Annotated in this window: 10 protein-coding genes and 1 tRNA gene; 4 read left to right on the forward strand and 7 right to left on the reverse strand. The window is 50.7% G+C overall.

Features of this window, described 5'->3' with window-relative positions; genetic code table 11:
- Positions 1-102 precede the first annotated feature (102 nt).
- Both AB1L42_RS23625 and AB1L42_RS23630 read right to left on the reverse strand, forming a co-directional pair.
- A complete protein-coding gene (locus tag AB1L42_RS23625) occupies positions 103-3906 on the reverse strand; it encodes a protein kinase (protein ID WP_367062633.1) in 3804 nt (1267 codons plus the stop codon).
- 76 nt (positions 3907-3982) lie between these two features.
- Entirely contained in the window at positions 3983-4588 is a 606-nt protein-coding gene (locus tag AB1L42_RS23630; RefSeq protein WP_367062636.1) for a sigma-70 family RNA polymerase sigma factor, read from the reverse strand.
- 302 nt (positions 4589-4890) lie between these two features.
- Here AB1L42_RS23630 and AB1L42_RS23635 point away from each other — a divergent pair, with 302 nt between their 5' ends.
- The gene (locus AB1L42_RS23635; RefSeq protein WP_367062639.1) at positions 4891-5109 is read left to right on the forward strand and encodes a hypothetical protein; all 219 of its coding nucleotides are present in this window, start codon (positions 4891-4893) and stop codon (positions 5107-5109) included.
- Between the two features lie 318 nt (positions 5110-5427).
- On the opposite strand, the gene AB1L42_RS23640 is transcribed toward AB1L42_RS23635, so the two are convergent.
- Positions 5428-6057 (reverse strand): hypothetical protein, encoded by a 630-nt coding sequence (locus AB1L42_RS23640; protein ID WP_367062642.1) that lies wholly within the window; start codon positions 6055-6057, stop codon positions 5428-5430.
- Positions 6058-6201: 144 nt separating this feature from the next.
- A tRNA-Asn gene (locus AB1L42_RS23645) sits at positions 6202-6273 on the reverse strand.
- A 36-nt stretch (positions 6274-6309) separates the two neighbouring features.
- Here AB1L42_RS23645 and AB1L42_RS23650 point away from each other — a divergent pair.
- The 3 genes from AB1L42_RS23650 (at position 6310) to AB1L42_RS23660 (ending at position 9800) form a co-directional block, all read left to right on the forward strand.
- Positions 6310-6594 (forward strand): hypothetical protein, encoded by a 285-nt coding sequence (locus AB1L42_RS23650; RefSeq protein WP_367062645.1) that lies wholly within the window; start codon positions 6310-6312, stop codon positions 6592-6594.
- A gap of 510 nt (positions 6595-7104) precedes the next feature.
- Positions 7105-7677, forward strand: a complete 573-nt coding sequence (locus AB1L42_RS23655) for a sigma-70 family RNA polymerase sigma factor (protein WP_367062648.1) — start codon at positions 7105-7107, stop codon at positions 7675-7677.
- Between the two features lie 155 nt (positions 7678-7832).
- Positions 7833-9800, forward strand: coding sequence for a protein kinase (locus tag AB1L42_RS23660; RefSeq protein ID WP_367062652.1), 1968 nt, complete (start codon positions 7833-7835; stop codon positions 9798-9800).
- A gap of 110 nt (positions 9801-9910) precedes the next feature.
- On the opposite strand, the gene AB1L42_RS23665 is transcribed toward AB1L42_RS23660, so the two are convergent.
- From AB1L42_RS23665 to AB1L42_RS23675, 3 genes are all read right to left on the reverse strand, one after another.
- Positions 9911-10153: a transposase gene (locus AB1L42_RS23665; protein WP_367062656.1), complete on the reverse strand. Its 243-nt coding sequence runs from the start codon at positions 10151-10153 to the stop codon at positions 9911-9913.
- A 91-nt stretch (positions 10154-10244) separates the two neighbouring features.
- The gene (locus AB1L42_RS23670; protein ID WP_367062659.1) at positions 10245-10658 is read right to left on the reverse strand and encodes a transposase; all 414 of its coding nucleotides are present in this window, start codon (positions 10656-10658) and stop codon (positions 10245-10247) included.
- 474 nt (positions 10659-11132) lie between these two features.
- The coding region (locus tag AB1L42_RS23675; protein ID WP_367062654.1) for a hypothetical protein at positions 11133-11341 on the reverse strand (209 nt) is incomplete at its 5' end.

Consider the following 11341-nt stretch of genomic DNA (forward strand, 5'->3'; position numbering starts at 1 on the left):
CTCTAGTCGTGAATTAAGTTGTTTATAGAGGTGTCAGCTTATTACGCGCCAGTTGTCGTAAGTCCCCACGACCAGACTCGTACGCCCACCTTTTGATAGAACTCACTCCGCGATGTCTCGTTCAGAAACGGAGGCTGAAGGAACTGACACCCACTTGGCGCCGAAGATTTTGCCATCGTGTCCATTACCGGAGGAGTCTTTAAGGAGATCGCCGGTGCCTTCGTCGAAGTGGTACAAGGCTGTTGTGTTGCTGTCCGTTTCGAATCTTTTCAACGGGACAAAGTCAGAATCGTAACGCGGGATGCTGGAAAGCCGGACTTCGTCGATCCAACCGGAATACATTCGCAACTCTGGTTGATAGTTCTGATCACAAATCGACAATGGTGCTGCCATGTCCAACAAGGTTCCAAATGGTTTACTGGCGATAAAATTCCCATCGATGTACAGCCGATACTCGCGTTTGTCGAAATCGCGAATTCCTGCAACATGAACAGGCTGTTCGATCCCCGGGTTTGACCCCAATTTGAACAATGGTCTTTCATCTTCGGGCAGCCTGACGGTAAACGAAAATTCATTTTCATCACTGGAGGCCACGCCGAAGCCGGTTCCAAAACAGACAATGTTGAGATGTGCATCGAAATCTTTTTCGGTGCTTTCGGTATTGCGTCGCTGACTCCAGAACTCAATTGTTTGCACGCTGCCATCATCAATCAGCTCGGGGATACGAACGCCATCGGTGGCAGGCAACTTTCCGGTGGGATTGAAGTCCAGCGCAAAGTTGGTACCCGCGACTTGTGAAGTATTGATCGGACTGACCCACGTTGCTCCGTAGACTTTTCCATCGTGCCCGTTGCCGGAGGAGTCTTTGAGGATATCACCAGTCCCTTCGTTAAATTTGTAGAGAGCAAGTGTGTCTGAGCGAGCGTCGAAGCGTACCGGTGGGATATAATCCTCATCATAGAGAGCAGCACCAGAAAGGCGGACTTCTTCGATCACGCCTCTGAAGTGATGAAGTGGTGTTGGAGTAAATTCTGCGCCGATCGACAAACCTCGGTGTTGAGACAATGCACGAAAAGAGTCTGACCTGGTGAGACCAATTTTGCGACCATCGATAAACAGTCTGGTCACATCGGAATCAACCACTGCTGCAATCACAGTTGGATGCCCATCCCAAAGGTCTTCTGCTCGAAAGTAGTCCGTCGCGGTTGGGCGGTGATTGTAGAACGAGATTGCTGGATCATGGTTTTCGTACCAACCAATGTAGAGTGACGGACTGCCTGCGTCGTGAATGCGCAATATCTGTGAATCTTGCGGAGAATCTGATCGCAAGCGAACTTCGATAGTAAGCGGCGATTCTCCGTCATACGTGATCGAAGGGACATGCACGTAATCATCCAGACCATCAAATTGAAGTCCCGCACTGGACGCAATTGAATTGGAATTCTGTTGCGTGGAGCCTGCTGCCGCCAATGCCTGCTGTGTTTCGCCGCTCCATCCGACATTGCAGTCAGGCTTCGCCTCACGAAAATCGGCAACTCCCGCAGTGGTGACCTTTGAGGAACCTAGGAAGAGAGTTCGCAACCTGGGACTATGTTTGAGATGCTGTAATCCGGCATCGCCAATTTCAGTATCCATCAGTGCCAGACTGACAAGACTAGGAAGTCGTCTCACGGAAGCCATTCCGTCGTCGGTGATCTTAGTTCCGTTCAGTTGTAGATTATTAAGGTTGCTCAGTTTTTCCAGGTGCTTCAAACACTCGTTACTCACAGGACAACCATTGAGAGTGAGATATTCCAGTCTGGAAAGCTGTTCAATCTGCTTTCCGATTGAGTCATCGACGCCACAAGAGTGAAGATGAATTGCCTCTAATTGAGTCAACTTCGGCAGAGCATCGAAATCCGAAGTGACTGCATTCGGTTTGTTCGAAAGACCGATGCTGGTTACGTTGAAATCGGAACCGGAGATCTGACTGAGATCGTCGATTTTCTTCAGTGTCAGACCATTGACGATTGCGTCACCTCCGTTCGACAAGATCCACTCAACGAAACGACGTGGGTCCGATGTCGAAGCATTCCCTGCGACGGGTTCTGTGGTTGGCGACTTACCTCCAATCCGCGTCAGTTTGACAATTTGCGTTTTTCCAAGCGTGAACTCGTTTGGCGTGAGCGTGTAGCTATCTGCAAATCCATCTTTGATCTTCAGTTTCACTTGCCCGATTTGAACGTTGAGAGTTTTTGACTTCATGTCAGGCGTGATTCTCCAGCCTTCTCCGACTGTTTCACCGTTCGACAGAACCTCAATGACCACTCGATCCTCGTAGCCATCAGGAATCTCAAGCGTGATCGTCCCGTCTTTGGATTTGAATGTGATGAGAATTCCAAACAGCAGCAGAATTCCCGCGATCGCTCCTCCGGTCCAGGCAAGCATTTTTCTATGGTTGCCGTTTAGGTTGGCGGTCTTCTGCTTAACTGACGAATTGCTCTTCGTCACTTTAAGTTTGGACTTGCGTAGTCGTTCCGCATAAGACTGCGGTTCTTGAACCGAAATCAAAACTGGAGTTGATTCTTCGCTCGGCGTGCCAGCCGACTTTGAATTGGTCTGCGATTTTGTGGGATTGTTTTTGTCTTTCTTCTTTGTTGGAGCGGGTGTTTTTATGACTTCCTGAAGATCGGCAGCCACATCGTTCATGGACTGGTAGCGTTGCTCGCGATCTCCAGCGATCATTTTCAGGCAGATTCTTTCCAGACGAGGATCGAGATTCGGACGCAGTTCGGATGGCTTTTTTGGATTGTTAAGGGCGATTTGCTTCAGGATCGACATCAGGCTCCCTTTGTAGGGCATTTCGCCAGTGATTAATTCGTACATGATGATGCCCAACGCATAGATATCCGCTTGAGGGCCAATTTTGTCTTGATCACCCTCGACTTGCTCGGGAGACATATACGCGGGTGTGCCCATAATGGCACCGCTTTGTGTGACCTGAACATCGTCGCTGGAACTGCGGCGGGCCAAGCCGAAGTCCATCACAACCGGTTCGCCTTTCCTGTCCACCATGATGTTGGCAGGCTTCAGGTCTCGGTGGACGACCCCAATCTCGTGCGCCTCAGCGAGTCCTTGGGCGAGTTTTCGCACCGTTGTGACGATCTGCCTTTCGGAGTGTTTCTTTTTCGACTTCGTGAAGTCTTTCAGCGGTCGCCCTTCGATATAAGCCATACTGATGTAGTGCTGACCTTCGATCTCGCCGACATCGTGCACAGGGCAAATGTACGGGCTGCGAAGTGTGGCTGCTGCGCGTGCTTCGCGATAAAAGCGTTCCAAGAGTTCTTGATCGCCGACATTGTTGTTCAATCCGAATTTCGGAATTTTAAGCGCGACGTCGCGGTCAAGTTGTGTATCTCGCGCCAGATAGACAGCCCCCATCGCGCCCTGCCCCAGGATCTTCTCAACCTTGTAACGACCAAACGTTTCGGAAATGTGCAATTCAATGGAAGAACCAGCACGCGAAGAATGTTGCTGAGTGAGAGAAGTCTCAGAATCCATCGCACCGCGTGACACCGTCTGTTCACTCGCAGCGGAAGCTTCCTCAGAGGAGATGATTGTCGCCTGCATTGGCGAATCGGCCGTCGGAACAGGACGATCCTGTTGAAGCTTCCCCATCAACTTTTGAGCAAGCTTCCCGCTCCAATTGGCGATTGAATCGTCCCCAGATTCGCTCTCCACCGATGACGATTCGGGCAGCTTGATCGCGCGGTCCTCGCAAATCGTCTCAAGTTCGCGCTGACAGATTTTACATGTTTGCACATGCTCAGCCGTGTACAGCTGTTCTTCCTTGGTCAGGGAGTCCAGGAGCAGTCCGATGAGCAAGTCTTGAGGCAGACAGGCGCTGGTTTGAGGTTCATTGGCCATCTATTTTCTCGTCTATGTGACCGCAGCGATCAGGCGAAGAGTCAACTTTCTGAAGATGTTGATGCATCGAACTTGGTCAAGAGGAGTCTGAAACCCCTTCGAGAAATTCAATTTCCTGCCGAACATATTCCTGGATCTGAAATCGCGAGGAATAGACCGTAGCGATGGGCATTCCCAGACGTGTGGCGACTTCGTTGGCCGGCACTCCATCTTGAGCTGTCAATTGCCAGGCGAGCCAGCGTTGACTGTTCACTCGACTGCTGACGCGTGACTTCGCTTCTTCCAACAATTCCAAATCAAATACTTCCTCAAGTCGTTCTACGAGACTCTGCGGCGATCGAATCTCGTCAAGTCTTAGCAGAATGCCGGTGCCAACAATCTCATTCAGCTTGCGTTGCGATTTGACGAAATCACGAACAGAATTCTCCGTAATACGTCTCAGCCAACCGCGAAAACTCTGGTCTGTGTCGTAGTCAAACTTCTCAATGTATTTTGCAAGTCGAAGTAACACATCCTGGGTGACATCATCGGCATCTGTTGGGTTGAGCCTTCGCTTCAGACACCAAGCCCGGATGCGTACGCCGTATCGATTTACAAATTCTCGCCATGCACTCTCATCCCGCTCTCGACGGCTTAAGCGTCGGAGAAGTGTGGGACTGGTGAATGACTCCTGACTATCCATATGCTTTACTTGGAGTGACGATTCAATCTGCGACAGTTTTGCAGAATTTCTTGGTTTTTTATTGATTGATACAACGTACGAACAGCAATGACTACCAATCTTCAATCTTAACTCCCAATTTCGCCGGAGTTTAGGCCGATAGACCCAAAATCCCTGCTGTGAGGAATTGTCGATGGACTCAGTTGGAGCCACACCCGGACTGCCGCTCAAAAGATGGAAGTCGTTGCAGTTTTTTGCGGAGCATTCTGAATAGATCATTCAAACATGCGTGACAGCTTGCATCGGTTCACGCCCGATACACCATGATGAAGAAGATTCTCGCAATCGTGTTCTGGACGTTCAGCGGTTGGGCAGCTCTGATTGTCACGGCATTCGGAGTTGAGTATCTCGTGATCGATCTCTTCGATCCTTACAGTGGCCCCGAACATGGTGTGCCCATTCCCGTGTCCATTGCATCTGCAATCTTATTTGGTTGGATTCCCACTCTAATCGTGACGGTCTGGCGTGTTCGGTCTCGTTGACGCACTTTCGGAACCCGGAATTGTCATTCACTGGACCACAGCCCAAGTTGCCTCCAGTTGAACCGAGAGTCCAGTCGTGTCAGTGGACCTGATGGGAGTCGAACCCACAGAATCACCAGACTCTCGACCGCGTTGCTTTGCCGGAGTTTGCGTACTCAGTCGTTCAAAGTGGTCGGTCCAATTGCCGCACCAGCAACCGAGCACACTTACCATTGAGGCAAGTGAGCGCACGATGGTAGTTCTTCCTATTGAATTGCGGGAGCCGTAATCGAAACTGCGGACCTGTCGTTCAAAGCAACGGATTTCTACCAGCAAAAACTACCCCGCACTCGGATACTTTCGAAGTTCGGCGAGTAATTCTTTCTCAGTCCGTGATCCATCCCACGCAGCCTCCCGCAACGCGGACAGTCTCAAACCATTTCGAAGACAATTTAGGACTTCTCTGCCGTCACCAATTCGGCTCGTTAAATCGTACGCGAAAACTGAGTCTTCGCGAGACTGGTAAACGGTATTCATCAATTGACGCAGATCTCCGAGAAGTGATTCAAAATCGTCAAAGCTGATCATTGGAAGTACGGATTCTCCGCGAGCGACCTTTTGGTTGCGATGTGCGACACGCCGATTTCGGTGTTTGATGAACGGAGCTGCCTTCCACTCAAACTCATTTAACTGAAACTCCAGTTTTTGCCGCAGGTTCGCATCCGAACTTGCGGAGACAATCCTCTGAAGCCGCATCGTCTTCTTGTTGTTATCTACCAGCCGCGTCAAGCTCAACAAGATCGAATCAAGCAAAGCGTTCCCTATCAATGCCCACGCTGTTGATCCGGACTGGTCCAGCACTTCAATGTCTTCATCTTCCTTGAAAAGATCCAGAACAAGATTCCAAGTTTCACAGATCAAGCGAACTTCGTTATGGATGATTTCGAAGTCGTCTGGCCTCAATGACATCTTTGTTTCCCCTTCTAGTTTTTGACCCATTTTAGCAGAAGCCATGGGACTCGAACCCGTAACGGTGATTTGCCGCACCTGTTTTCAAGCAGTGTTCAACTACCGCGGCAAAACCTTGCTTCAGGTCGGATGACTTCCATCAAGCTGCGGTGGCAGGATTCGAACCTACATATGTCTCCTTAACAGGGAGCTGCCCTACGATTGGGCCACACCGCAGTGTTGTTGAGTCAGCGTATTGGGATTTGAACCGGCATGTTCGACTACTGCAACCTGTCGTTCTTCTTCAATCATTGGTCGGCGACCTCGGTTGCTTGGCCTGGTCGTCAGACAGGTGCTTCCCCGTTTGAGCTACCGACCCAGTTTCCTCTGCTGATGAACTCGATATTCAAGACGGCAGACAAAGAACATCTGGCTTCTGCAAAAGAAAAGCCCGGTGCTTGTGACACCGGGCTTAGAGCTGAATCCAGTTGTTACCAAGCATCACAAGCGTGGTTTGGGCGCAAAACTTCCTTCACTCAGCAAGCCACAATAGGCTGACTGACCGTCAGAACTTTGCGAATCCAAACACTCGCTTCTGCGATTTGACCGTATGGGCGGCATCGAACTTGAAACTCGTAGTTTTCTTGTTTGTGATTGGCGGTCGGTATTACCCAACCTCAAACCATAGACGTAGGAAGCCGGCCACTGGTTCACAAGTATTTGGAGTCTTGTTGAAAACATCGACGACCGGATATTCTTCCAGTTTCATGTGTCGCTCAGGATTCCAACAATAGACTCCGAACGATGTGACCCGAGGCATTTATGAAATAGACGCTTCGTGCCATTTTTGAAGTGGCCAGAGCGACTTAATTCTCCTGTTCGACGCTGACGTTTCTCCTTTTTTAGCCGAACGCATGAGTTCTGAGTCTGTGGTATTTGTTGCTTTGGAGGAGGGTATTCGCGGTTGTTCTCTTGCAGCTAGAGTGTGATACGGTTGTGGAATCCGCTCAGAAACTTTTCAAGTACCGGACAATTGAGTTGAGCTGCTCGGTCTAGTAGTTTGACTCGATGTCCAGTGTCACCGAGATATTGTTTCAGATCGAGCGGGGCGACTCTTCGTCTGCCGAAGCATTGCTACCTCTCGTCTATGATGAGCTGCGCAAACTGGCAGCGGACAAGCTCGAGTCGGAAAGTCCGGGCCAGACGCTACAAGCCACGGCACTCGTTCACGAGGTTTGGCTGCGCCTTGTCGATGTGAGTTACTCGCAGCACTGGTCGAGCCGACGTCACTTCTTCGGTGCTGCCGCCGAAGCAATGCGTCGCATCCTGATTGATCGGGCGCGGAAGCGAAATCGACTAAAACATGGCGGTGATTGTCAGAGAATTACCCTCCAACTGGACGAGATTCCGGAAGAGAACGAAGACGATCTGATCGAAGCGCTGGACGAGGCATTGCGGCGATTTCAAAAGATTGATCCAGTTGCATGTGAGTTAGTCAAACTTCGGTATTTCGCAGGATTGACAGGGCACGACGCAGCGGAGACTCTGGAAATCTCGCCTCGAACTGCCGACCGGCTATGGTCTTTCGCCAAAGCCTGGCTTCTTCGAGAGGTGCAAAATGCCCTCAATGATTCACCGTGACAACGAAATCTGGATCATTCTTAAAATTCTTGGCGCATATCACGCGAAAAGGGCGCCACGAGAAATAGCCCGGACTTCCCCGAACCCAAACCGCAATCCGGTTGGGTTTGCAACAATCGAGACTGGTCTACTCACCATCGGTGCCGGAAACAGCCATGAATGAACGCCAGATCTTCCTAGCATCCCTTGAGATCGATGATCCAGCTGCACGAGCGGCATATATCGATCAGGCTTGCGGTGACAACGAGCAACTCCGCCAGCAGGTCGAAGAACTCTTCAGATCGAGCGAGCAGGCCAGCAAGTTCCTGGAGACACCTGTCGCTGCATCGGATTCGGCGTTTGAAGAGACGTTGATGTCTGATTCTCCATCGGAAGATGATCCGACTACGACTGGCGAAGCAGAATTTCGCAAGTATCTCAAACCCACAGATCGCGACGGACTCATCGGGCGACTTGGACATTACGATATTGAGTCAATTCTTGGTCGAGGAGCATTCGGCATTGTTGCGAAAGCGTTCGATACAAAGCTTCACCGTGTCGTGGCCATCAAGATGATGAGCCCGGATCTCGCGTCGACTTCTCCACCGCGCAAAAGATTTCTGCGCGAAGCACGAACAGCTGCTGCTGTCCCTCACGAAAATATTGTCTCAATTCACGCAGTCGAAGATGAACCGATCCCGTACATCGTGATGGAGTACGTCTCCGGTCACACACTGCAACAACGAATGAACGAAAACGGCCCATTCGATGTAGAAGATGTTCTCCGAATCGGTCAGCAAATTGCTTCTGGTCTCGCGGCTGCACATGCTGTGAATTTGATTCATCGTGACATCAAACCTTCCAATATTCTGCTGTCTGATGGACCGGTCGAGCGTGTCAAAATTTCGGACTTCGGATTGGCTCGGGCTGTCGATGACGCCAGTATGACACAATCGGGGGTCATCGCCGGGACGCCCATGTACATGGCCCCCGAACAAGCGCGCGGTGAAAGTCTTGACCGTCGGACCGATCTGTTTAGTCTGGGAAGTGTTCTTTATCAGATGACCAGTGGTCGCCCGCCATTTCGGGCGGCCAGCACAGTCGCTGTGCTCAAGCGAGTTTGCGAAGACGAACCTCGCCCTATTCCCGACGTCATTCCTGAGACACCGCAATGGTTGTGCGAACTCATATCCCGCTTAATGGAAAAGGATCGCGAAGTTCGTTTCTCAAACGCACAGGAGGTTGCCGAAATTCTCACGACAAGCGGGAGAGCATTACATAATGGTGGGAAAGTGACTTCACTTTCTGGTGGCCGAACCCCATCAAAGAAAATAGCGGCAGTGACTCCAAAGAAACCTAATTCTTCACGCTTCGTCGTCCTCATCGCCATCTTTATGGTACTTGTCACACCCCTTCTTCTTTTGTTTGCTCCGACAATCTCATCCTGGACAAATACGCCAATTCCCAGTCTCACGCAGAACAAACCGACAGGAGGTTTACAATTCGATGGCAAAGACGATTATGTCGAGGTGAACGGTATCAACTGGAATTATCCACAATTCACAATCGAAGCATTCGTCACCTCAGCTACATACAGTGACAATGGGACCATCGTCTTCCTGGGAAGCGATGGGAATAGCGGCGAATGGATGTCGCTATTCGATGGTGGACATACTGGACAGGGAGAACGGATCAGCGGCGCAGCGGTCAAGGGTAAAACCCCGTACGAAAACGCTTACGGGCCGTTCGTCGGTGGTGAACGTCAGCATCGAGCACTGGTTTATGATGGCCGTTACCTAAACTATTACATCAACGGCATCTGGCAGGGCCAGCGACGCGCTGAACCAAATGAAGGTCTCCAATGGAACATGAAAGAACTTCGCATCGGCTGCGATGGAGGTGGACGGAGATTTTTTCAAGGAGCTATCGATCAACTTCGTATTTCACGCGTTGTCCGCTACAGCGACAACTTCGATGTGGCAGAAGTATTGAGCAGCGACGAAAAGACTCTGGTGTGCTATCGATTCGACGAAGGCACCGGCCACACACTCAAAGATCTTAGTGGGAACGGTCTCGACGGAAAGATCGTGGGAGCAAAATGGATACGCTCGACCGGTCACAACAGTGATCAAAACAACCTATAGCAAGTGTCGGTCCCCACCGAATCAGACAAGTCACCTTAACTCAATAGAGTTGATATATCACGTCAAGTACCGCAACCTGATAGTCGAACCAGCCCTAGCTAGAGCGCGTTTCAAAACCATCTGAGGCATAGTAGCAAACAGGCCCAGAGGACGAATCCTTCGAAGAGGTGAGCGTGATATTCGTGGCGAACGAGAAGTCGTCGCCAGTTGCCGTGCCAGCTGATGGTGCGTTCGATTTTCCAGTGATGACGATAGCGGCGAAGCGATCGGTCATCTTGAAGTGGAGGAGTTGTTTGATTCGAACGATGTGGTGTGATTTGTTCGATGCCACGAGAGCCAAGTGCCTCACGCAGCCAGTCGGCATCGGCAGCTTTGTCCTAAAGCAGTCGCTCTGGACAAACGTCTGTGGCTCGGACCTCATCGAGTGTTTCGATCGTATGAACTTCAGCAAACTGTGCCGAGATGGAGATACCCTGGCCTTCGGTCATTCGCATCAGCTTGGTGCCTTTTTCCTTTTGGTTGTACCAACGTCAAGGTCCGCGTTCGGCGAGTTCGCCGACAGGCTGAACTTTTTGCAGGCGAAAAGGTGCCGTCACCCATTGCCTGCGACCAGCTGAGCAGCTGTCTGCAGTCCATGCGTTTGAGCAGTCTTTCCCAAGCTTTGACGATGAGGCCAAATTCTGTCCAATCTCGATGGCGACGACAACAGGTACAAGGCGAGGGGCATCGGTCTGGTAAGTATTTCCAAGGAGCACCTGTTTTGGGTATCCAGTGAATCCCCTCCAAACAGGCTCGGACATCGACACGAGGGCGCCCTCCCAGCGGAGACGGTCCGTCGTCTCCAAACAGGTCTTTGATGAGATATCACTGGGAATCCACGAGAAAAGCGTTCGGGACCGTCCTAGACCCTGTCTTTTTTGGCCGCCGTCGTCGCGGCCACATCGACAGCGTAATTGTCATGTGAGTTCCTCCTCGAAACACACACCGTGCAATTAACTTGCCAATCAACTAAACATGAGTTTTAAGATTTCCTCTAGCAAAGAACGCACTTATATATCTCGAGCAGGACTTCGCTAGTTTGATAGTGGCACTGACTGCAATCCGCCTTCAAAAATGCTAACAGAGGTCGTGGTGTCGCTGCTCGGCAAGGAGATCAATCTGTTTCATCAACTAGGCTTCGAGGTATGTTGTGCAAGTTTCATCTATGACAAAGATTCTGGCAAAGCAATGGTTTAATTTTATGACCGGATCCGGCGGCGTCGCTCGATCCAACTTTCGAATGTCAATAGAGGATTCGCTGAACGGTATCACACGGCGATTGAAAAGCTGAACCTAATACGCATCACCGGTGGAAGTGTCGATCGTTTTGCTGGAGAGTTCGTGCGAGACCTGGGGGATGCCTTTCACACAAAACTTGTGAAAGTCGATCTTGTACAACCCCGGGAAGCCGAAAATGAAGAGACGGTCGACATCCATCCGACAGAATGGAATCGGTTGGTGAGTTTCTGGAGGGGTACGTTGAACAACGGTCCGACTTGAAT

The organism is Thalassoglobus sp. JC818 (genome assembly GCF_040717535.1).
Taxonomy (GTDB): domain Bacteria; phylum Planctomycetota; class Planctomycetia; order Planctomycetales; family Planctomycetaceae; genus Thalassoglobus.

What these genes read in the sequence shown, in the direction of transcription:
- AB1L42_RS23655 (WP_367062648.1), top strand. Translation starts at nt 7,105, where the DNA reads ATGTCCAGTGTCACCGAGATATTGTTTCAGATCGAGCGGGGCGACTCT.
- AB1L42_RS23650 (WP_367062645.1), top strand. Translation starts at nt 6,310, where the DNA reads ATGTTCGACTACTGCAACCTGTCGTTCTTCTTCAATCATTGGTCGGCG.
- AB1L42_RS23660 (WP_367062652.1), top strand. Translation starts at nt 7,833, where the DNA reads ATGAATGAACGCCAGATCTTCCTAGCATCCCTTGAGATCGATGATCCA.
- AB1L42_RS23625 (WP_367062633.1), bottom strand. Translation starts at nt 3,906, where the DNA reads ATGGCCAATGAACCTCAAACCAGCGCCTGTCTGCCTCAAGACTTGCTC.
- AB1L42_RS23630 (WP_367062636.1), bottom strand. Translation starts at nt 4,588, where the DNA reads ATGGATAGTCAGGAGTCATTCACCAGTCCCACACTTCTCCGACGCTTA.
- AB1L42_RS23640 (WP_367062642.1), bottom strand. Translation starts at nt 6,057, where the DNA reads ATGTCATTGAGGCCAGACGACTTCGAAATCATCCATAACGAAGTTCGC.
- AB1L42_RS23635 (WP_367062639.1), top strand. Translation starts at nt 4,891, where the DNA reads ATGATGAAGAAGATTCTCGCAATCGTGTTCTGGACGTTCAGCGGTTGG.